The 22,181-nt window shown below is 67.3% G+C and carries 19 protein-coding genes; 12 read left to right on the top strand and 7 right to left on the bottom strand.

The features are described 5' to 3' along the window. Positions 1-46 precede the first annotated feature (46 nt). Entirely contained in the window at positions 47-1,486 is a 1,440-nt protein-coding gene (locus IB258_RS08790; protein WP_175181058.1) for an MFS transporter, read from the top strand. Between the two features lie 63 nt (positions 1,487-1,549). Here the strand turns inward: IB258_RS08790 and IB258_RS08785 are convergent, their stop codons facing one another. Both IB258_RS08785 and IB258_RS08780 read right to left on the bottom strand, forming a co-directional pair. Further along, positions 1,550-2,740, bottom strand: a complete 1,191-nt coding sequence (locus IB258_RS08785; protein ID WP_192328109.1) for a M20 aminoacylase family protein — start codon at positions 2,738-2,740, stop codon at positions 1,550-1,552. A 57-nt stretch (positions 2,741-2,797) separates the two neighbouring features. Next, on the bottom strand, positions 2,798-3,856 hold the full coding sequence (locus tag IB258_RS08780; RefSeq protein ID WP_244958653.1) for a tripartite tricarboxylate transporter substrate binding protein: 1,059 nt from the start codon (positions 3,854-3,856) through the stop codon (positions 2,798-2,800). 140 nt (positions 3,857-3,996) lie between these two features. Here IB258_RS08780 and IB258_RS08775 point away from each other — a divergent pair, with 140 nt between their 5' ends. Then, positions 3,997-4,710: a GntR family transcriptional regulator gene (locus IB258_RS08775; RefSeq protein ID WP_192328112.1), complete on the top strand. Its 714-nt coding sequence runs from the start codon at positions 3,997-3,999 to the stop codon at positions 4,708-4,710. Between the two features lie 19 nt (positions 4,711-4,729). Here the strand turns inward: IB258_RS08775 and IB258_RS08770 are convergent, their stop codons facing one another. Next, positions 4,730-5,575, bottom strand: a complete 846-nt coding sequence (locus IB258_RS08770; protein ID WP_054456468.1) for an IclR family transcriptional regulator — start codon at positions 5,573-5,575, stop codon at positions 4,730-4,732. A 180-nt stretch (positions 5,576-5,755) separates the two neighbouring features. On the opposite strand from IB258_RS08770, the gene IB258_RS08765 reads away from it, so the two are divergent. Further along, positions 5,756-7,393, top strand: coding sequence for a GMC family oxidoreductase (locus tag IB258_RS08765; RefSeq protein WP_192352456.1), 1,638 nt, complete (start codon positions 5,756-5,758; stop codon positions 7,391-7,393). A gap of 86 nt (positions 7,394-7,479) precedes the next feature. Then, complete coding sequence (locus IB258_RS08760; RefSeq protein WP_054456466.1) at positions 7,480-8,817, top strand: MFS transporter; 1,338 nt, start codon at positions 7,480-7,482, stop codon at positions 8,815-8,817. 51 nt (positions 8,818-8,868) lie between these two features. On the opposite strand, the gene IB258_RS08755 is transcribed toward IB258_RS08760, so the two are convergent. From IB258_RS08755 to IB258_RS08745, 3 genes are all read right to left on the bottom strand, one after another. Beyond that, positions 8,869-9,879, bottom strand: a complete 1,011-nt coding sequence (locus IB258_RS08755) for an aldo/keto reductase (RefSeq protein ID WP_192352455.1) — start codon at positions 9,877-9,879, stop codon at positions 8,869-8,871. Between the two features lie 692 nt (positions 9,880-10,571). Next, a complete protein-coding gene (locus IB258_RS08750) occupies positions 10,572-11,624 on the bottom strand; it encodes a serine hydrolase (RefSeq protein ID WP_175181259.1) in 1,053 nt (350 codons plus the stop codon). Positions 11,625-11,648: 24 nt separating this feature from the next. Then, complete coding sequence (locus IB258_RS08745; RefSeq protein ID WP_175162877.1) at positions 11,649-12,845, bottom strand: alanine--glyoxylate aminotransferase family protein; 1,197 nt, start codon at positions 12,843-12,845, stop codon at positions 11,649-11,651. 285 nt (positions 12,846-13,130) lie between these two features. On the opposite strand from IB258_RS08745, the gene IB258_RS08740 reads away from it, so the two are divergent. The 7 genes from IB258_RS08740 (at position 13,131) to IB258_RS08710 (ending at position 20,709) form a co-directional block, all read left to right on the top strand. Continuing rightward, positions 13,131-13,802 (top strand): GntR family transcriptional regulator, encoded by a 672-nt coding sequence (locus IB258_RS08740; protein WP_225588818.1) that lies wholly within the window; start codon positions 13,131-13,133, stop codon positions 13,800-13,802. Between the two features lie 88 nt (positions 13,803-13,890). Beyond that, complete coding sequence (locus IB258_RS08735) at positions 13,891-15,462, top strand: ABC transporter substrate-binding protein (protein WP_054456462.1); 1,572 nt, start codon at positions 13,891-13,893, stop codon at positions 15,460-15,462. 65 nt (positions 15,463-15,527) lie between these two features. Next, entirely contained in the window at positions 15,528-16,445 is a 918-nt protein-coding gene (locus IB258_RS08730) for an ABC transporter permease (protein WP_054456461.1), read from the top strand. A gap of 1 nt (position 16,446) precedes the next feature. After that, complete coding sequence (locus IB258_RS08725) at positions 16,447-17,358, top strand: ABC transporter permease (RefSeq protein ID WP_082401168.1); 912 nt, start codon at positions 16,447-16,449, stop codon at positions 17,356-17,358. Between the two features lie 2 nt (positions 17,359-17,360). Then, positions 17,361-18,350, top strand: coding sequence for an ABC transporter ATP-binding protein (locus tag IB258_RS08720; RefSeq protein ID WP_054456460.1), 990 nt, complete (start codon positions 17,361-17,363; stop codon positions 18,348-18,350). Beyond that, the gene (locus tag IB258_RS08715) at positions 18,347-19,318 is read left to right on the top strand and encodes an ABC transporter ATP-binding protein (protein ID WP_119449426.1); all 972 of its coding nucleotides are present in this window, start codon (positions 18,347-18,349) and stop codon (positions 19,316-19,318) included. Before IB258_RS08720 ends, IB258_RS08715 begins: the two co-directional genes overlap by 4 nt. Next, complete coding sequence (locus tag IB258_RS08710; RefSeq protein WP_192352454.1) at positions 19,315-20,709, top strand: M20 family metallopeptidase; 1,395 nt, start codon at positions 19,315-19,317, stop codon at positions 20,707-20,709. Before IB258_RS08715 ends, IB258_RS08710 begins: the two co-directional genes overlap by 4 nt. Positions 20,710-20,756: 47 nt before the next feature. Here IB258_RS08710 and IB258_RS08705 read toward each other — a convergent pair whose 3' ends face one another. Beyond that, positions 20,757-21,653 (bottom strand): LysR family transcriptional regulator, encoded by an 897-nt coding sequence (locus IB258_RS08705; RefSeq protein ID WP_192328118.1) that lies wholly within the window; start codon positions 21,651-21,653, stop codon positions 20,757-20,759. 112 nt (positions 21,654-21,765) lie between these two features. Between IB258_RS08705 and IB258_RS08700 the strand changes: the two genes are divergently transcribed. Next, on the top strand, positions 21,766-22,161 hold the full coding sequence (locus tag IB258_RS08700) for a hypothetical protein (RefSeq protein WP_192352453.1): 396 nt from the start codon (positions 21,766-21,768) through the stop codon (positions 22,159-22,161). Positions 22,162-22,181 lie beyond the last annotated feature (20 nt).

Here is a 22,181-nt window from a genome sequence, read left to right as displayed (position 1 = left end):
AAAAGCAACGCGGCGGATCGAACCGCCATCCACGGAGCAACAACTGATGACGCATGGAATACATGGCAAGCAACGCTGGTGGGCGCTGATGGTGCTTTGCCTGGGCGTGTTGATGATCGTGCTGGACACCACCATCGTGAACGTCGCCCTGCCCTCCATCCGCGAAGACCTGCATTTCACCGAGACCTCGCTGGTGTGGGTGGTGAACGCCTACATGCTGACCTTCGGCGGCTTCCTGCTGCTGGGCGGACGGTTGGGCGACCTGCTGGGGCACCGCCGCATGTTCCTGGCGGGCCTGGTGGTCTTCACGATTGCCTCGCTGGCCTGTGGCCTGGCGCAGAACCAGGCCCTGCTGATCGGCGCGCGCGCGGCGCAGGGGCTGGGCGGCGCGGTGGTGTCGGCGGTGTCGCTGTCGCTCATCATGAACCTGTTCACCGAAACCGGGGAACGGGCGCGCGCCATGGGCGTGTATGGCTTTGTCTGCGCGGGCGGAGGCAGCATCGGCGTGCTGCTGGGCGGGCTACTGACCAGCGCGCTGTCCTGGCACTGGATCTTCCTGGTGAACCTGCCCATCGGCGTGGTGGTCTATGCGCTGTGCCTGCGGCTGATTCCGGCCGCACCGCCTGCCGCCGCCGGCGCCCGGCTGGACGTGGCCGGCGCGCTGAGCGTCACCGCCTCGCTGATGCTGGCGGTGTATGCGGTGGTCAACGGCAACGAGGCCGGCTGGACCTCGACGCAGTCGTTGACCCTGTTGGGCGCGGCAGCCGCGCTGATGGCGCTGTTCCTGACGATCGAAGCGCGGGTGGAATCCCCGCTGATGCCGCTGGGGCTGTTCCGCCTGCGCAACGTGGCCACGGCCAACGTCGTCGGCGTGCTGTGGGCCGCGGCCATGTTCGCGTGGTTCTTCGTGTCGGCGCTGTACATGCAGCTGGTGCTGGGCTACAGCCCCATGGAGGTCGGCCTGGCCTTTCTGCCGGCCAATCTCATCATGGCGGCGTTCTCGCTGGGGCTGTCGGCCAAGCTGGTGATGCGCTTTGGTATCCGCGGGCCGTTGGCCACGGGTTTGTTCATTGCCGCGCTGGGGCTGGCCTTGTTCGCGCGCGCGCCGGCGGACGGCAGCTTCGCCGTCGATGTCCTGCCAGCCATGCTGCTGCTGGGCCTGGGCGCGGGCGTGGCCTTCAACCCGATGCTGCTGGCCGCGATGAGCGATGTGGAGCCCAGCCAGTCCGGCCTGGCGTCCGGCGTAGTCAACACAGCTTTCATGATGGGCGGCGCGCTAGGTCTGGCGGTGCTGGCCAGCCTGGCCGCAGCGCGTACCGCGGGGTTGGCAGCGGCTGGCGCGGCGCCGACCCTGGCGCTGAATGGCGGCTATCAGCTGACCTTCCTGGCGGGCGCCCTGATTGCAGGGCTGGCCGCTACGCTCAGCGCGCTGCTGGTGCGCACACGTAACCACGAACTGTCGGTCCAGGCCGGTTCGTCGCACTGACACGGGATAGTCGCGGCGCGCGGGCGGCAGGCGCTGTCCTGTCCGCCCGCGCCGCCATTGCCGCTACTTGCGCGGCATCCAGTTCTCAGCCAGCTTCACGAAGGCGCTCGCGCCGATCGGCAGCAATGCGTCGTTGAAGTCATAGCTGGTGTTGTGGACCAGGCATGGGCCTTCGCCGTGGCCGGGTTCACGGTGGTCGCCTTCGCCGTTGCCGATGAAGCAATAGCTGCCGGGCACCTCTTCCAGCATGAAGGAAAAGTCCTCGGCCGCCATGATGGGCGCCTGCACCAGCACGCGCTCCTGCCCTACCACCTGGGTCAGCGCGTTGCGCATGAAGGCGGTCTCGGCCTCGTGGTTGATGGTCGACGGATAGTGCCGCGTGAAGACGAATTCGCATTGCGCGCCGAACATGCCGGCCACGTGCTGCGCGATCTCGCCCATGCGGCGCTCGATCAGGTCCAGGGTTTCGCGGGTATAGGCGCGCACCGTGCCGCGCAGTTCGCAGGTGTCGGGGATGACGTTGACCACGCCGCCCGCCTGCACCGTCGTCACCGAGATGACCGCTGTCTCCAGCGGCTTCTTGTTGCGGCTGATGATGGTCTGGAAGGCCTCGATCATCTGCGCTGCCGCGGGTATGGGATCGATGGACAGGTGCGGCATGGCCGCGTGGCCGCCCTTGCCGCGCACGGTCACGTGGAATTCGCTGTTGGACGCCAGCACCGGCCCCGCGGACGAGGCGAAGCAGCCCACCGGAATGCCGGGCATGTTGTGCATGCCGAAGACCGCTTCCATGGGGAATTTCTCGAACAGGCCGTCGCGCATCATCTCGCGCGCGCCGCCGCCGCGCTCTTCGGCGGGCTGGAAGATCAGGTACACGGTCCCATCGAAGTTGCGATGGTGCGCCAGATGCTGGGCCGCGCCCAGCAGCATGGCGGTATGGCCGTCATGGCCGCAGGCGTGCATCACGCCGGGATGCTTGCTGGCGTGGCTGAACTGGTTGACCTCGTGCATGGGCAACGCGTCCATGTCGGCGCGCAAGCCCAGCGTGCGCCCGGAGTCGCCATTGCGGATCACGCCCACCAGGCCGGTCTTGCCGAAGCCGCGATGCACCGGGATGCCCCAGCTTTCCAGCAGCTGGGCCACCAGGTCGGAGGTGCGGTTCTCTTCGAACGCCAGTTCCGGATGCGCATGGATGTCCCTGCGGATGTCGCGGATGGACGGGGAGTTTTCAACAATCTCTTCGATCAGGTTCATAAGCTGCTGCGGGCCCCGCAAGCGGAGCCCCGAATACCAGGGTTGGAAGTAGGAAGTTCAATCGGGCTTGATGCCCAGCTTGCGCAGCACGGGACCGGAAGTGTCCCGCTCGGTTGCAACGCGCTGGGCGAAGGCCGCCGCCGCCAGATGGTACGGCAAGGAGCCGTGGCTGGCGTACATCTGCTTGAGCGCGCCGTCCTGCTGCGCGCGGCCGATTTCTTCGTTGAGCCGCTGCACGATGGCGTCCGGCGTGCCGGCGCGCGCGGCCACGCCCAGCCACACCGCGCCCTCGAAGCCGCGGAAGTTGCTGGCGGCCAGCGTGGGCGTCTTGCCGAAGGCAGCGTCGGGCACGGTCTCGCTCATTGCCAGCGCGCGCAGGCGGCCGTCCTTGACCATGGGCTCGACCAGCGCGGTGCCGGCGAAATAGATTTCGGTATCGCCCGCCAGCACCGAATTCAGCGCGGCAGTGCCGGTCTTGAACGGGACGTGCAGGATGTCCACGCCTGCCTGTTCACGCAGCATTTCGAACAGCACGTGGGGCGGGCTGCCGTTGCCCGAGGACGCGTAGTTCAGGCGGCCAGGCTTCTGGCGCGCCAGCGCCAGCAGTTGATCCAGGGATTTGGCCTCCAATTTGTCGTTGACGGTCAATGCCATGGGGATGACCGCCAGCGGGCTGACCGGCTGCAGGTCGCGCGCCGGATCGTAGGTCAGGGCCGGAAAAATGTAGGGGTTCCACACCAGGTGCGCGTTGGTGACCAGGGCCAGCGTGTGGCCGTCGGCCGGCGCGGACTTGAGCTGCTGCATGGCCAGCATGCCGCCGGCGCCGGGTTTGTTTTCGACCACGACAGGCTGGCCCAGGGCGCGGTGCAGGCGTTCGGCCAAGGGCCGCGCGAACAGGTCCGGCAGGCTGCCAGGACCGCCATTGACCAGCAGGGTCACCGGCCGCGACGGCCAGGTTTCCGCGCTGGCTGCAGGGCCGGCAACCAGTGCGGCCACCGCCGCCACGCAGGCCGCAACATGACGCAGAACCGGGCGCAACAAGGGCCGCCGGGCGGATGTTTCGGGCAGGTTGCGGGTGCGCGGGCCGGTGCGCCGGACGTCGTGTAGCCGTATCACTGTGCTTGTCTCCTGGGCGCGCCAGCCGCCGGCTGCATGCCGGTCGTGGTATCGACGCTTTTTTCTACGATAAGCAGCATAAATCTCGGCGTCAATAATTTTTATCGAGATTTTTTAAAGCCAGTGATAAAGTAGCTCCCATGTCAGACGGCGCCACCCTCCCCCCGCTTGCCCATTCCGCCTCGGCCAACACCCTGGTCGGCGCGGCCTATGTCAACCTGCGCCGCGACATCATCCAGGGCGTGCATCCGCCGGGCTCGCGCCTGCGGGTCGAACACCTGAAGGACGATTACGGCGTGGGCGCGGGCACGTTGCGCGAAGCGCTGGCGCTGCTGGTGTCGGACGCGCTGGTCATCGCGCAAGGACAGCGCGGCTTTCACGTCACGCCGATTTCGCTGGAAGACTTCCGCGACATCACCGAGAACCGCGTGCTGCTGGAGTCCCAGGCCCTGCGCCAGTCCATCGCCCTGGGCGATGACGACTGGGAAAGCGCGGTGCTGGCCGCCTTCCACCGTCTGAGCAAGGCCGAACAGCGCCTTGCAGCCGACCCCGATACCCGCTTTGAAGAGTGGGAACAGCGCAACCGCGAGTTCCACCGCGAACTGATCCGCGCCTGTCCGTCGCGCTGGCTGCATCATTTCCTGGGCATCCTGTACCAGCAGGCCGAACGCTATCGACGCCTGACCGTCACGCGCAAGCCCATCGCGCGCGACCTGGACGACGAACACAAAGGCATCCTGGACGCCACGCTGGCGCGCGATGCGGACCGCGCCTGTGAATTGCTGGCCGCCCACATCCGCCTGACCTACGAGGCCGTGGCGCGCCTGCCGCCAGACCTGTTCACGCCCGATTGAAAACCCGCAGGCCGGGCCGCTACGTCGCGCCAGTTCGGTGCTGCGCCAGCACGTCGTGCATGGCCCGCGCGGCGCGCTCCAGCACCGGCACCGCACGCAGCAGCTCGTCCAGCATGACGCGCGCCGTCGGTGCATGGCAGGCCACGGCCGCCACCACGCGGTCGTCCGCGTCGCGCACCGGCACTGCCACGGCGCTCATGCCGCGCACGAATTCCTCGTTGTCGATGCCAATGCCGCGCGCAGCCAGCCGTTCGAGTTCTTCTTCCAGCCTGGCCGGGTCTGTCAGCGTGCGCGGCGTGTTGCGCGTGAGCGGCAGGCGCGCCAGCACCCGCCCGCGCTCCAGCCGATTCATGGACGCCAGGAACAACTTGCCGCTGGCGGTGCAGTGCATGGGCACGTGGCTGCCCACCGCGAAGAACAGGCGCAGCGGCTCCTCCGTTTCCACGCGTTCCATGTAGATCACGCGGTCGCCGTCGGGCGCGGTCAGGTTGCAGGTTTCGCCCAGGGTGCCGACCAGCTGGGCCAGCACGGCGCGGCAGGCGCGCGTGAAGGCCGAGGCGCGCAGAGTTGCCAGGGCCAGGGTCGCTGCCTGCGGTCCCGGCACGAAGCCGTTCTCGGTGGGCGTGGCGGCCACGAAGCCGGCGCGCTGCATGGCCGCCAGCAGGCGCATCAAGGTGGTCTTGGGCATGTCCAGCCGTTGCGCCAGTTGCGCCAGCGTGGGTGGATGCTGGGCGCGCGCCAGGTGATCCAGCACCACCAGCGCCCGCAGCGAACGCGCGGCCTCTTGATGGGTGGCGGCGTCATCGGCCTGCTGCGCCGATGCTGCACCGCGATTTTGAAACTGAATCTGCATATTCTGTTCCACTTTTCCGCCCCTGCGCCTGTTGTGCTTTGCTCTGCGCGCGCGCTTCCTAGAATCGCCTCAAATGCCGCAGCGCTCAGGCGCCGGCATCGATCCAGTATATAAGTGCGCCCCACAACGACAAGCAGGGTTAACGCGCCGTAGGCTTGGCGCCGCGCCCTGCTGCAGGGAGAGCTTGCGGACATGTCCGATACCGTGGATTACATCGTGGTTGGCGCCGGCTCGGCCGGATGCGTGATGGCCAACCGGCTGAGCGCCAGCGGCGCGCACAGCGTCTGCCTGCTGGAAGCCGGCCCCAAGGACAGCAACCCGTGGATACACATCCCCATCGGCTACGGCAAGACGATGTTCCACAAGGTCTTGAACTGGGGCTACTACACCGACCCCGACCCCGGCATGCTGGACCGGCGCATCTATTGGCCGCGCGGGCGCACGCTGGGCGGCTCGAGCTCCATCAACGGCCTGATCTACATCCGCGGCCAGCGGCAGGACTACGACGCCTGGGCCGCCGCCGGCAATCCCGGCTGGAGCTGGGACGAATGCCTGCCCTACTTCCGCAAGCTCGAGAACAATGACCTCGGCCCCGGCCCCACGCGCGGCACCGAGGGCATGCTCAACGCCACCTCGATCAAGACGGCGCATCCGCTGGTGGAAGCGTTGATAGGCGCCGCGCAAAAGCTGGGCCTGCCGCATGTGCAGGACTTCAATACCGGCGACCAGGAAGGCGTGGGCTACTACCAGCTCACCACACGCAACGGCCGGCGTTGCTCAACCGCCGTGGCCTATCTGCGCCCCGCGCAGAACCGCAGCAACCTGCGCGTGGAAACCGACGCACACGCCATGGCCGTACTGTTCGAAGGCAAGCGCGCCTGCGGCGTGCGCTACCGGCGCGACGGCCAGGTGCATACCGTGCGCGCCCGCCGCGAAGTGGTGCTGTGCGCCGGCGCCCTGCAATCGCCGCAGCTGCTGCAGCTGTCCGGCGTCGGACCCGCAGCCCTGCTGCGCCGGTTCGGCATCGGCGTGGTGCGCGACCTGCCGGGCGTGGGCGAAAACCTGCAGGACCATCTGCAGATCCGCCTGATCTACGAGACCACCCGCCCCATCACCACCAACGACCAGTTGCGCAGCCTGACGGGCCGCGCCCGCATGGGCCTGGAATGGCTGCTGTTCCGCGGCGGGCCGCTGGCGGTGGGCATCAACCAGGGCGGCGTGTTCTGCCGGGTAGACCCGGCCAGCCGCACGCCCGACACGCAGTTCCATTTCGCCACGCTGTCGGCCGACATGGCGGGCGGCAAGGTGCATCCGTTCTCGGGCTGCACCTATTCGGTGTGCCAGCTGCGGCCCACGTCGCGCGGCCGGGTCCAGCTGCGCAGCGCGGATCCCTTCGAGGCGCCGTCCATGCAGCCGAACTACCTGTCCACCGAACTGGACCGCCACATGGCCGTGGCGGCGGTGAAGTATGCGCGCAGGCTTGCCGCCACCGAACCGCTGGCAGGCCTGATGAAGCGCGAGTTCCGCCCCGGGCCGGACGTGCGCACGGACGACGAGATCCTGCACTTCTGCCGTGAATACGGCGCCACGATCTTCCACCCGTCCGGCACCGCGAGGATGGGGCCGTCCAGCGACCCGATGGCCGTGGTGGACGAACGCCTGCGCGTACACGGCGTGGCGGGGCTGCGCGTGGTGGACTGCTCGATCATGCCGACGCTGGTGTCGGGCAACACCAACGTCCCCGTGGTGATGCTGGCCGAACGCGCGGCCGAATTCATGTTGCAGGACCTCAGGCAAGCGCAGCCGCAGGCGCTGCGCGTCGCCGCCTGAATCGGAGATGACGGACCCCGGATAGCAGAACCCCAAGGCGCAGGACAACGCAGATTGCCCCACCGCCCCACCAAAGGAGACTAGACATGGCCAAGCAAAACGAAGCCGCGGTGCGCAAAGTCGTCGCCGCGTCGCTGATCGGCGCCACCATCGAGTGGTACGACTTTTTCCTGTACGGCGTCGTCGCGGGCATCGTGTTCAACAAGCTGTACTTCCCTACCGGCGACCCGCTGGTCTCGACCATGCTGGCCTACACCACCTTTGCCGTCGGCTTCGTCACGCGACCGCTGGGCGGGCTGATCTTCGGCCACTTCGGCGACCGCATCGGCAGAAAGAGCATGCTGGTGATGACGCTGATGATCATGGGGATCGCCACCTTCCTGATCGGCCTGGTGCCCACCTACGACAGCATCGGCATCTGGGCGCCGATCCTGTTGCTTTTGCTGCGGGTGTTCCAGGGCATAGGCCTGGGCGGCGAATGGGGCGGCGCGGTGCTTATGGCCTACGAATACGCGCCGCCGGGCAAAAAAGGCTTTTATGCCTCGCTGCCGCAGATCGGCCTGGCCATCGGCCTGTGCCTGGCCTCGGGCACGGTGGCGCTGCTGTCCACCCTGCTGACGGACGCGCAATTCATGGCCTGGGGCTGGCGTATCGCCTTCCTGGCGTCCGCCGCCATGGTGCTGGTGGGCATGTACATCCGCCTGAACATCAAGGAGACGCCCGAGTTCGCGGCGGTCAAGGCCAACAACGCCGAGAGCCGCATTCCGTTCTTCGACATGCTCAAGCGCTATCCGGGCAATGTCTTCAAGGGCATGGGCGCGCGCTACATCGACGGCGTGTTCTTCAACGTGTTCGGCGTGTTCTCGATCTCGTACCTGACGCAGACGGTGCAGATCAGCCGGACCGAAGCGCTGATCGGCGTGATGGCCGCAGCCCTGGTGATGTGCTTTTTCATCCCCTTCTTCGGCCGGCTGTCCGACAAAATCGGCCGCACGCGAGTCTACTTCTGGGGATCGCTGATCACCGCCGCGGCATCCTTCCCCGGCTTCTGGCTGATGCTCAATAGTCAGGGCAGCGTGATGCTGATCTGGTTGGCCATCATCATTCCGTTCGGTATCCTGTACGCCGCCGTGTACGGACCGGAAGCAGCGCTGTTCTGCGAGCTGTTCGATGCCAAGGTGCGCTACACGGGGATTTCCTTCGTCTACCAGTTCTCGGGCATCTTCGCCTCGGGCATCACGCCCATCATTGCGACGGCGCTATTGAAGACGGGCGGCGGCCAGCCCTGGCTGATCTGCCTGTACGTGCTGTTCGCTGGGGTCGTGTCGGCGGTGTGCGCGATGCTGATCGGGCGCGGCGCGCAGCCGGCGGAACTGGAGGCGGCGGCAAATGCCATGCCGCGCGGGGGATTGGGCAAGGCCTGAATGTGAAGGCGCCGGCCATATGGGCCGGCGCGTTCCTACCTGAGTTGTGCCTCAGGCCGCTGCTACCGGGCGGCCGTAGAACGGATAGTTGGGATCGTTGTAGCCGTGGCTCGACGCGTGCCCAGGCGTGACCCAGTCGTTGACGACGGCCTCGTCCTCGGCCGTGATCTTCACGTCCAGCGCCGCGTAGTAGTCCTCCATCTGCGCCAGGGTGCGCGGGCCGGCGATGACGGCGGTGATGACGGGATTGGCCAGCACCCAGGCGGTGGCGAAATGCCCCGCCTGCGTGCCGCGGACTGCGGCGTGCGCCACCAGCTTTTGCGCGATTTCCAGGGACTCTTCGCGGAATTCGGTCGCCAGGATACGGCGGTCGCCGCGTCCGGCCCGGGTGTCGGCCGCGGGCGCCTGGCCCGGCAGGTACTTGCCGGTGAGCACGCCGCGCGCGATCGGGCTGTAGGGCACGACGCCCAGGCCGTAGTGCTTGCACGCCGGCAGGATCTCGACTTCGGGGCCGCGGTTGAGCATGTTGTAGTAAGGCTGGCACACCACGGGTTGCGGCACGCCCATTTTTTCGCACAAACGCATCACTTCGGCGATGCGCCAGCCACGGAAGTTGGACAGGCCGAAGCTGCGCAGCTTGCCGGCGCGGATCAGGTCGCCCAGCGCCCACAGGGCTTCTTCGAGGTTTTCCTCATGGTAGTCGCGGTGCAGGTAGAGGATGTCCATGAAGTCGGTGCCCAGGCGCGTGAGGCTTTCCTCCACGCCGCGCATGAGCCACTGGCGCGAATAGTGGGCCTGGTTGGGGCCGGTTCCGACGGCGTTGCCGATCTTGCTGGCAAGCACCCAATCGTGGCGCTGGCCTTTCAGTAGCTTGCCGACCACCTCTTCGGAGCGGCCGCCGTTATAGACGTCGGCGGTGTCGATGAAGTTCAACCCATGGTCACGCGCGGACGCGACGATGCGGGCGGCTTCGTCGTCGGGGGTCTGCTCGCCGAACATCATGGTGCCCAGGCAGAGCGGAGAGACGCGGAGATTGCTGCGGCCGAGGCGGCGGTAGTTCATGGTTGGCTTCCTCTCGTTCACGGAAATGGATTAGGCGGGAGCATGCAACGGCAGGCCCGCGCGAGTCAAATTCGCATCTTGGGCATTCTGGGATGGATTGTTGACGTTTGGTGTTGTGAGGCTGGGGTTCTTGAGTCGCCGGCGGCCGGACTGCGGAATTCCGATGCTCGCCCCGGTGGGGCTGCGCTTCGGATCCCTCCGCCCGGCCACCGGCTCAAAGCATCTGCCCATGAATCGGCCTGAAACCAATGCATAAGGCTGCTGTCAGCCGAGGCAGCCCGGAGCCATCCGAAGCGCAGCCCCATTGGGGCGAGCATCGGAATGGCGCAGGGCCGCCTCGGCGGCTAAAGAACCCTGACGCCCGCAAGCTCGAAGCCCTGCCGCTTCGGTTTTGTGAGACAGGGTTCTTGAGTCGCCGGCGTCCGGACTGCGGGATTCCGATGCTCGCCCCGGTGGGGCTGCGCTTCGGATCCCTCCGCCCGGACACCGGCTCACGGCATCTACCCATGAACGGACCTAAGACCAGTGCATTCAGCTGCTGTCAGCCGAGGCGGCCCGGAGCCATCCGAAGCGCAGCCCCACCGGGGCGAGCATCGGAATGGCGCAGGGCAGCCTCGGCGGTTCAGAACCCCGACATCCGCATACTCGAAGCCGCCTACAGCCGCCACATCAAATACCTAGCCAAAAACGATCTAGACCCCAGCGTCCACCGCCTCCAGGATCTTGCCGAACAGCGCGTCGGCGTGGGCCGAGTTCAGCCAGCGCACAATCACCACCATCTGCCGCTCCGGTTCCACCCACGTAAACGAGCTACCCGCCCCCACGCCAAAGAAGCTGGAAGCCGGCACGCTAGGAAACACGCGGCCTTCATGATTCAGCCAGATCAGATAGCCGTAATACGGCGCAATCGCACATGGCGTGCGCATGTCCCTGATCCACTCGCTGGACAGGATGCGACGGCCGTTGGCCATGCCGTCGTTCAGCAGCATCTGACCGATCAGCGCCTGGTCGCGAGCGCTGATGGACATGCCGCCGCCCCAGTGCGAACCGCCCGGCACCGACGGCATGCGCTGGCCGTCGATCTCGACCCAGGCGTTGTCGTAGCCAACCCACTGCCAGTCTTCGCTGGCGCCGATGGGCCGCGTAACCGCCTCGCGGAAGACTTCGGGCAAGGGCTTGCGGAACAGATGCAGCAGCGCATACGACAGCTGATTGATACGCACGTCGTTGTATTCCCAGTACGTGCCGGGACGTTGCAACGGCCGCGCTTCGCCCTTCTTGCCGTCCGGCGGCACGCCGAAGGTGACGGCGCGATAGCGATCGGCCTGGTCGGATACGCCAAAGCGTTCGCCTTCCCATTCGCTGGTCTGCTGCAGCAGATGACGCCAGGTGATGTCGGCGTTCTGCCCTTCGTCGAAGCCGATGCCGGGCACGCGCTTGCCCACGGGCTCGTCCACGTCCGGCAGCAGGCCGCGGTCATGGGCCACGCCGGCCAGGATTGCCAGGTACAGCTTGGCCACGCTGAAGGTCAGGTCGGCGCGCTCGGGCTCGCCCCAGGACGCGACGGTCTCGCCGCGCACGGTCACCACGCCCGACACCGGGCCGCGGTCGTGGATGGGACCCAGCAGGCGGTTCCAGGGCGGCGGATCGTTCAGGTGCACGCCAAAGTTGCCCTTGACGCTGCGGTCCCAGGCGGATTCGTGGTCGTTGGCGAACTGGATCGCCTGCTGCATGAGTGTGTTCATCGTTTCCCTCGTTATGTGTGTGTCTCAGGCCGCTACGCTTGCGCGCGAGCCGGCCAGGAATTCCATTGCCGCCTGCACGCCGCCCGCCCTATGCGGCACGGCTGCCGCGGCCAGGCCCATTTCCACGCCGGCCAGCGTGCCGCACAGCGTCAGGTCGTTGAAGTGGCCCAAGTGGCCGATGCGGAACACGCGGTCGGTAAGCTTGCCCAGGCCCTGCCCCAGCGACATGTCGAAACGTTCCAGCACCAGCTTGCGGAAGGCGTCGGCGCCATGGCCTTGGGGCATGACCACCGCAGTGAGCGCCGGGCTGTGCGCGGCCGGATCCAGGCTCAGCAGCTCCAGCCCCCACCCGGCCAGAGCCAGGCGCGTGGCCTGGGCATGGCGCTGGTGGCGCGCGAAGACTTGCGGCAAGCCTTCTTCGCGCAGCATGGCCAGGGCTTCGTGCAGGCCGTAAAGCAGGTTGGTCGAAGGCGTGTACGGAAAGTAGCCGCGAGCGTTGGCGGCGAGCATCTCGCGCCAGTCCCAGTACGAGCGCGGCAGCCGCGCCTCGTCGGCCGCGGCCAGGGCGCGTGCGCTGACGGCGTTGAAGGCCAGGCCGGGCGGCAGCATCAGGCCCTTCTGCGAACCGGCCACGGTCACGTCCACGCCCCATTCGTCGTGGCGGTAGTCGATGGAGCCCAGCGACGAAATCGTGTCCACCATCAGCAGCGCCGGATGCGCGGCGCCGTCGATCGCGGCGCGCACGGCCGGGATGTCGCTGGTCACGCCGGTGGAGGTTTCGTTGTGCACCACGCACACGGCCTTGATCTTGCGCCCCTGGTCTTCGGCGAGGCGGGCGGCGATGGCTGCCGCGTCCACCGGGTGGCGCCAATCGCCTTCCAGGAAGTCCACCTCCAGGCCCAGCCGCCCCGCCAGCTTGCGCCACAGGCTGGCGAAATGGCCGGTCTCGACCATCAGCACGCGGTCGCCGGGCGACAGGGTGTTGACCAGCGCGGCCTCCCAGGCGCCGGTGCCGGACGACGGGAAGATCACCACCGGGGACTGCGTCTGGAACACCTGCTTGACGCCTTCCAGCACCGCCAGGCCCAACGCGCCGAACTCGGGTCCGCGATGGTCGATGGTGGGCTGGTCGATCGCGCGCAGCACGCGATCGGGCACGTTGGTGGGCCCCGGAATCTGCAGGAAATGCCGGCCGGACGGATGACTGTTCAGGGTAAGCATGCGTAGTCCCAAAGTGGAATATTTTTGTATACCAACGAAAGGCGCAGGGCAGACAAGCAGGACTTTCCCCGCGCGCGGACTTGCGGCATGCGTCACTCTATCCCATTGTTTTTGCGTTAATAACCTAGGGTATACACCCATCTGGTGATACGGAAAGACAGGTTTATAGTCTCGCAAAACACGGGGAATTTTTGTATACCAATGAGCAGCGTTTCCAGCCTGATGCCTGATTCCGGCGCCACCAGCGTGGCCGCCGAAACCGCGCCGCCGCCTGCGGCGCGCGGCATGGGCAACGGCCGCACGCTGCCGGCCACGGTGGCCGGGCAACTGCGCGAACGCATCATCCAGGGCGAATTCCCGCCCGGCTCGCGGCTGAACGAGCGCACCCTGTGCGACCTGCTCGGCGTGTCCCGCACCCCCTTGCGCGAAGCCTTCCGCGTGCTGGCCGCCGAAGGCCTGGTGCAGATCGAACCGAATCGCGGGGCGCAGGTAGTGGCGCTGTCGGAAGCGAACATCCGCGAAGCCTTCGAGGTCATCGGCGGGCTGGAGGCCATGTCCTGCCGGCTGGCCTGCGAACGGGCCACGGACCAGGAAATCGCCGAGATCCGCGCGCTGACCTACGAAATGATGGCCAGCCACGCGCGCCACGACCTCCCCACCTATTTCCGCACCAATCGCGAAATCCACGAACGCATCAGCCTGGCCGCGCACAACAGCCTGCTCAAGCAGCTGTATGACGCCCAGAACGCGCGCATCCAGAACCTGCGCTTCGTCTCGAACGAGAACCGCCAGAAATGGGATCTGGCGATGCGCGAGCACATCGAGATGGCCGAGGCCCTGGACGCGCGCGACGCGGACCGGCTGGCCGGCATCATGCGCCAGCACTTGCAGCGCAAGTGCGAGGCCGCGTTGAAGACCCTTACCCAGCCGCCCGCGGCGGCGGCCGATTCCGGCTGACCCGCCGCAGGCAGCACAGCGGGCCGCGCCGCCCGCGACAAGATGGCAGATAAGCAGTACGTGCAGTGACTTCCACAGGAGCCTCACCATGACTGATTTCCGCATCACCCCCGCAGCATCCGCGCCGACCTGGCGCAGTCCCCTATCCCTCAAGGCCCTGGCTGCCGCCCTGTTGGCCTGCGCCACGCTGGCGGCCCAGCCAGCGCTGGCCGGCAAGAAGGACGACACCGTGCGCATGGCCTACGACCAGGCGCCGGAAAGCGTGGATCCCTACTACAACAACGTGCGGATCGGCGTCATCATCGCCGCCAACGTCTGGGACACCCTGCTCTACCGCGACCCGGTCACCAACGAGTACAAGGGGCAGCTCGCCAAGAGCTGGAAGCAGGTCGACGACAAGACCATGGAATTCGAGCTGCGTGAAGGCGTCAAATTCCATAACGGCGAGGAGTTCGACGCGGATTCGGTGGTGTACACGCTGAACTACGTGGCGGACCCGAAGAACAAGGCCGTCACGCAGCAGAACGTGGCCTGGATCGACAAGGTCGAGAAGATCGACAAGTACAAGGTGCGCCTGACCACCAAGGAGCCCTTCCCCGGCGCCAAGGAATACCTGTCCACCACCGCCGCCATACATCCGGCCAAGTACTACCAGGAAGTCGGGCCCAAGGGCATGAACGCCAAGCCGGTGGGCTCCGGTCCCTACAAGGTGGTGGACTACCAGCCCGGCAAGTCCATCACGCTGGAGCGCAACGCCGATTACTTCAAGGATTCGCCCAAGGCCCAGCCGAAGATCGGCAAGGTGGTGATCCGCTTCATCCCCGACCGCCAGACGCAGATGGCCGAGGTCATCTCGGGCGGCGAGGACCTGATCATGAGCGTGCCCAAGGACCAGGCCGAGCAGCTGGGCGGCATGCCCTCGCTGCAGATGGTCACGGGCGACACCATGCGCATCGTCTTCATGCAGATGAACATCCAGGAAGGCACGCCCGCGCCGCAGCTCAAGGACGAACGCGTGAGGCGCGCCATCATCCACGCCATCGACCGCGAAGCCATGTTGAAGAACATCGTGGGCGAAGGCGGCGGTCTCATCAACACCATCTGCACGCCTTCGCAGACGGGCTGCACCCAGGAAGGCGCGCCGGTCTACAAGTACGATCCCGCCCAGGCCAAGAAACTGCTGGCGGAAGCGGGCTACCCCAACGGCTTCGACATCGACCTGGTGGCGTATCGCGAGCGCAACCAGACCGAAGCCATCATCAACTACCTGCAGGCGGTGGGCATCCGCGCCAAGCTCAACTTCCTGCAGTACGCCGCCATGCGCGACATGATCCGCGCCAACAAGGCCTCGCTCACGCACCAGACCTGGGCGTCCAACCTGGTCAACGACGTGTCCGCGTCCACGCCTGTGTACTTCGCCTTCGGCAACGACGACATCACCCGCGACCCGCAGGTGCGCGACCTGCTCAACAAGGGCGACCACACCATCGAGAGCGGCGCGCGCAAGGCCGCCTACAAGCAGGCGCTGGACCTGATTGCACAGAAGGCCTATGCGGTGCCGCTGTGGACCCTGCCCGCCTACTACGTGACCACCAAGGACCTGAACTTCAAGCCCTATTCGGATGAACTGGTGCGCTTCTGGGACATGAGCTGGAAGTAAGGCGCGGCCCCGCGCCGGCCTGGCATCGCGCCGGGCCGGCGTGAGTCCAACGAAGAGGAAGCCCTATGCTGTATTTCACGATCAGGCGCCTGGGCCTGGCGGTGCTGGTGGCGCTGACGGTCTCGATCCTGGCGTTCCTGCTGCTGCACCTGTCCGGCGACCCGGCGCTGGCGCTGGCCGGCGAAGGCGCGCGCCAGGCCGACATCGACATGATCCGCAAGACCTACGGCCTGGACCGGCCGCTGGCCGTGCAGTACGCGGACTGGCTCTGGCACATCCTGCAGGGCGATTTCGGCACCTCGGTGTATTTCAAGACCGAGGCGGGACCGCTGATCCTCTCCAAGCTCAAGACCACCCTGCTGCTGGGCCTGGGCGCGCTCGCCTTCGCGCTTCTGATCTCGATTCCGCTGGGCGTGCTGGCCGCGCTGTACAAGGGCAGCCTGATCGACCGCATATGCCTGGCCATCGCCGTGCTGGGTCAGGCGCTGCCCAACTTCTTCTTCGCGCTGATCCTGATCATGCTGTTCTCGATATCGCTGCGCATCCTGCCGGTGTCGGGCAGCGGCAGCTGGCAGCATTTCGTGATGCCGGCGATCGCGCTGGGCTATTACGTGGCCCCCGCCTTCATGCGCCTGATCCGCGCCGGCATGATCGAAGTCCTGGCCGCCGACTACATCCGCACCGCGCGCGCCAAGGGCCTGCCGGCACGCAAGATCGTCTTCAAGCACGCGCTGCGCAACGCCATCGTGCCGGTGGTGGCGCTGGCCGCGGTACAGCTGGGCTACCTGCTGGGCGGCTCGGTCGTCATCGAAACCATCTTCGCGCTGGACGGCCTGGGCTACCTGGCCTACCAGAGCATCACCTACAAGGACTATCCCGTGATGCAGCTGATCGTGCTGCTGCTGTCGGTGCTCTACGTGCTGCTGACCCTGGCCGCCGATATCGCCAACGCGTGGCTGGACCCGCGCATCCGGGTGTCCTGACATGAACACGCCTACCCTGACCCCGTCCGCTTCCGGCGCCCCGGCGCCGCTGGAACTGTCCGCGTCCGCCCTGCGCTGGCGGCGGCTGCGCCGCAACAAGGCGCTGCTGGCCGGCGGCGGCATCCTGCTCCTCATCGTGCTGATCGCGCTGTTCGCGCCCTGGATCTCGCCGCATGACCCCTACTACCAGGACCTGGCCTACCGCACGGCGCCGCCGGTCTGGTACGCCAAGGGCACCTGGCTGCACCCGCTGGGCACCGACCAGCTGGGCCGCGACTACATGTCGCGCCTGTTCTACGGCGCGCGCATCTCGCTTCTGATCGGCATCAGCGTGGCGCTGATCTCGGGCCTGATCGGCACGGCCATGGGCATGGCGGCCGGCTACTTCGGCGGCAAGGTCGACATGGCGGTGTCGTTTCTCATCACCACCCGCTTGTCCATGCCCGTGATCCTGGTGGCGCTGGCCACCGTCGCCATCGTCGGCGGCTCGCTGTGGGTCGTGATCCTGGTGCTGGGGCTGCTCAAGTGGGACCGCTATGCGGTGGTGATGCGCAGCGCCACCCAGCAGGTGCGCTCGCTGGAATACGTGGCCGCGGCGCAGGCCGCGGGCGCGTCCACCTGGCGCATCGTCTGGGGCGAAGTTCTGCCCAATGTGGTGCCGCAACTGATCGTGATCGCCACGCTGGAAGCCGCCAGCGCGATCCTGCTGGAAGCTTCCCTGTCCTTTCTGGGCCTGGGCGTGCAGCCGCCGCTGCCGTCGTGGGGCCTGATGATCTCGGAGGCCAAGGCCTACATGTTCTTCTCGTTCTGGCTGATCGCCATACCGGGGTCGGCGCTGGCGCTGCTGATCTTCGCGATCAACCTGGCCGGCGACGGGCTGCATCAACTCCTGACGCCTGAAGAGAGGGCCTGAGCATGAGCGACACCGACATCGTGCTGGACGTGCAGGGTCTCACCGTCGACATCGCCACGCCGCGCGGCCCGCTGCACGCGGTGCGCGACGTGTCCTTCCAGGTCCGGCGCGGCGAAACGCTGTGCCTGGTGGGGGAATCGGGCTGCGGCAAGTCCATGACCTCCCTGGCCATCATGGGTCTCTTGCCCAAGGCCGCCCGGCGCAGCACGCGGCGGCTGGCGGTGCTGGGCGAAGACCTGTCCGCCGCGCGCGGCGGGCGCATCAACGCGCTGCGCGGCAGCAAGATGGCCATGATCTTCCAGGAGCCGATGACGGCGCTGAACCCCGCCTACGCCATCGGCGAACAGCTGACCGAGCACTACATCCACCATTGCAAGGCCGGCGCGCGGCAGGCCCGCGACCGCGCGGTGGAGCTGCTGGAGAAAGTCGGCATCGCGTCGGCCGGGCAACGGCTATCCCAGTATCCGCACCAGCTCTCCGGCGGCCTGCGTCAGCGCGTGATGATCGCCATGGCGCTGATGTGCGGCCCGGAGCTGCTGATCGCCGACGAGCCCAGCACCGCGCTGGACGTGACCATCCAGGCGCAGATCCTGCGTCTGCTGGCCGACCTGCAGGCCGAGCTGGGCATCGCCATGGTGCTGATCACCCACGACCTGGGCGTGGTCGCGCGCATCGCGCGCCAGGTCGCGGTGATGTACGCGGGCCAGATCGTGGAAGAAGGACCCGTGGCGGAACTGTTCGCTTCGCCGCGCCATCCCTACACCCAGGGGCTCCTGGGCTGTATCCCCGTGCCCGGGCGCACGCCGCCCGGCGAGGCGCTGGGCACCATCCCGGGCGTCGTGCCCGCGCTGGTGGGCGAACTGCAGGGCTGCGCCTTTCGCGACCGCTGCCCGCACGCCCAGCCGCAATGCCGCCATGAGGTACCCGTACACGGCGCCGCATCCGGCCAGCAATGGCGCTGCATCCTCGAATCCGAAGGAGTCCCGGCATGAGCCCATTGCTACAAGCCGAGGCTGTCAGCAGGCAGTTCTCGATCCGATCCGGCATGTTCCGGCCGCGCAGCACGCTGCACGCCGTCAACGGCGTGGACCTGGCGGTGGAGCGCGGCGCGGTGCTGGGCATCGTGGGCGAATCCGGCTGCGGCAAATCCACGCTTGCCCGCATGCTGCTGGGACTGACGCCGCCCACCGAGGGGGCGATCCGGCTCGACGGCCAGGACATCCGCAACCTGGGCCGGCGTGCGCTCGCCCGCCGCGTCCAGCCCATCTTCCAGGATCCATATTCGTCGCTGAATCCGCGGCGCTCCATCGCCTCCATCGTCTCGCTGCCGCTGGAAGTGCACGGCATTCCCAATCCGAAGCAGCACAAGGCCATCGAGATGCTGGAGCGCGTGGGCCTGCCGCCCCGGCTGGCCCACAACACGCCGGGCCAGCTGTCCGGCGGCCAGCGCCAGCGCGTGGCGATTGCGCGAGCGCTGGTGATGCATCCCGAGATCGTCATCTGCGATGAGCCGACCTCGGCGCTGGACGTGTCGGTGCAGGCGCAGATCATGAACCTGCTGATGGACCTGCGGCGCGAATTCAACCTGACCTATGTCTTTATCAGTCACAACCTGGCGGTGGTGGAGCACATCGCCACCCACGTGGCGGTGATGTACCTGGGCCGGGTGGTGGAATCCGCGGCCACGGCGCAACTGTTCCATGATCCGCGCCATCCCTACACACAGGCGCTGCTGGCCTCGGTGCTGACGCCCGAACCCGGACTGGGCATACCCGACATGGGCCTGGGCCTGTCATTCCCGGATCCGCTGCGTCCGCCCTCGGGTTGCCCCTTCCACCCGCGCTGTCAGCAGGCCATGGCGCAATGCAAGACCGAACGCCCGGCATTGGTCCGGCGCGAGCAATCCGTGGTGGCCTGCCACCTCTATCCCCCTACCTCCAACGGAGTCCAGCCATCATGACCCGCGCACAAGCCATCGCCCAGGCGGAACAGTGTTTTGATTCCGGCGCCTTCCGCGCGCTATTGGCTCGCCGCCTGGCCCAGCCCACCGAAAGCCAGAACCCGGCGCGCGCGCCCGAACTCGCGGCCTACCTGGAAGCCGAGATCCGGCCCGCCTTCGAAGCGCTGGGCTTCACCTGCCGCACGCTGACGCACCCGAAGGCGCTCGCGCCGTTCCTGTATGCCGAGCGCATCGAGGATCCGGCCCTGCCCACCGTGCTGGGCTACGGCCATGGCGACGTCATCCGCGGCCTGGAAAAGGAATGGAAGGAAGGCCTGTCGCCCTGGGCGCTGACCGAAGCCGAGGGCCGCTGGTATGGCCGCGGCATCGCCGACAACAAAGGCCAGCACAGCATCAACATGGAAGCGCTGCGACTGGTGCTGGAGACGCGCGGCAAGCTGGGCTTCAACGCCAAGTACCTGATCGAGATGGGCGAGGAAACCGGCTCCATGGGCCTGCGCGACCTGTGCGAGGAACACCGGGCGCTGCTGGCGGCGGACCTGCTCATCGCCTCCGACGGCCCGCGCCTGAGCGCGGAACGCCCCACCATCTTCCTGGGCGCGCGCGGCAGCCTGAACTTCGACCTCAGCATTGACGCCCGCGCGGGCGGCCACCACTCGGGCAACTGGGGCGGCCTGATCTCAAATCCCGGCATCCAGCTGGCCCACGCCATCTCCACATTGGTTTCGCCCACCGGCCAGATCCGCATCCCCGAATGGGTGCCGCGCGAACTGCCCGCCGCGGTGCGGCGCGCCCTTGCCGATTGCCAGGTGGACGGTGGCGCCGATGGTCCCGAGATCGAACCCTGGTGGGGCGAGCCGGGGCTGTCGCCGGCAGAGCGCGTCTTCGGCTGGTGCTCGTTCGAGGTGCTGGCCTGCAAGACCGGCAATCCCGACACGCCCGTCAACGCCATTCCGCCGCGCGCCTGGGCCCGCTGCCAGCTGCGCTTCGTGGTGGGCGTAGATCCGGACGACCTGGTCCCCGCCCTGCGCCGCCATCTGGACCGCCAGGGCTTCCCCATGGTCCAGATCACGCTGACGCGCGAGAACATGTTCCGCGCCACCCGCATCGACCCTGACGACGCCTGGGTGCGCTGGGCGGTGGATTCGCTGGAACGCACCTCCGGCGCCAAGACCGCCGTGCTGCCCAACCTGGGCGGCTCGCTGCCCAACGACATCTTCACCGACGTGCTGGGCCTGCGCACGATCTGGGTGCCGCACTCCTATCCAGGCTGTTCCCAGCACGCGCCGAACGAACACTTGCCGCCGGCCTTGCTGCGGCAGGCATTGAGCCTGATGACAGGACTGTATTGGGATCTGGGCGCGGGCGGCACGCCGGCTTTGGAGCGCTGAGACGCGAGGCCCCAGCATGTTCGCATGCAAAGGACCATGCGCCGCCCCTAAGGCTTGCCGGACGGCACCAGCCGCTCCCGCAGGAAATCGATGAAGCGCCGGACCTTGGCGCTGACGTGGCGGGTGTCGGGATACACGGCGTAGACCTCCAGGCGCGGCAGCGCATACGAAGGCAGCAGGCGTTGCAATGTGCCGCGCGCCAAAGGCTCTTCCAGCAGCCACTCCGGCAGCGCGGCCACGCCGCATCCGGCCTCGGCAAATGCCATCAGCGCCGAGGCCGTATCGGCCTGCGCCACCGGCGCCACGCGCAGCTCGTGCTCGCGCCCCTTGCTGTCGGTCAACCGCCAACGGTCGCTGCGGCCGGGCCGGTTGGCCAGCCAGGGCAGCGCCGCCAGCGCCTGCGGCGTGCGCGGCGCGCCGTGCTGCGCCAACAGGTCCGGACTGCCCACGATCCATAGCCTGAACTGGCCGATGCGCGTGGCCCGGTAGCTGGAATCCTCCAGCGCCCCCACCCGTATGGCCAGGTCCAGCCGTTCGGCGATCAGGTCCGCATGCGCGGACCCGGCGCGGTAGCCCACCCGCAAGGCGGGATGCGCGCGCGCGAATGCCGCCAGCGCCGGCGCCACCACCCGGTTGCCGTAGTCCACCGACGCCGTCACCCGCAGGCTGCCCGACAGCGCCGTCTGGCCGGAACGCGCCTCGTCCACCGCGGCCTCGGCTTCGCGCAGCAGCCGCGCGCAGTGGCCGTAAAAGCCTTCCCCCGCCTCGGTCAGCGCCAGCCGCCGAGTGCTGCGCGTGAGCAGCGCCACGCCCAGCTCCTGTTCCAACTGCTTGATGTTGAAGCTGACCACCGCCTTGGTCGTGCCCAGCGCATCGGCCGCCGCGGTAAAAGAGCCGGCCTCGGCCACCGCCGCATACATCGCCAGACGATTCAGATTGATCATGGAAGGCCTGGATTAATTGTCAAAAAAACACGAACAGTATATCCATCTATAGGTCGTTTTTCGGGAACAACCTGGCTCCTAGAATGGCGCTCCCTTTCCAGGAATCCCACCCATGTCCGACCTTTCATCCCATTGCCTGCGCCTGGCTGTCGACGTCCATTCCCGTATCGAAGGCTGGATAGGCTCGCCCGATGCCCCGGATACACAGCTGACCGCCCTGCTCAAGGATTTTGCGCCCGGCTTCAGCATGATCGCCGCCGACGGTCAGCGTCTGCCCGCGGAGGCTTTGCCGGCCTTGTTCGGCAGATTGCGCGGCTCCCGCCCCGGCTTGAAGATCGACATCGACGAGCTGGCCGTGCTGCACGCCGGCGCGGATTCGGTCTTGCTGAGCTACCGTGAACGCCACGCCTGGAGCGCGGGCGCGACCCAGCGCCGGGCGACAGCGCTGTTTGTCGTCCAGCCCGGCGGCCAGCCGCAATGGATGTATCTGCAAGAAACCTGGGCTTGACGGCCCGGCGAGCGCAATTG

Origin of the sequence: Achromobacter sp. ACM02, assembly GCF_014851605.1 — a bacterium.
Lineage (GTDB): Bacteria > Pseudomonadota > Gammaproteobacteria > Burkholderiales > Burkholderiaceae_B > Achromobacter > Achromobacter aegrifaciens.
The sequence above is the reverse complement of the archived record's forward strand: the minus strand, read 5'-3'. Positions and strand labels throughout refer to the sequence as shown.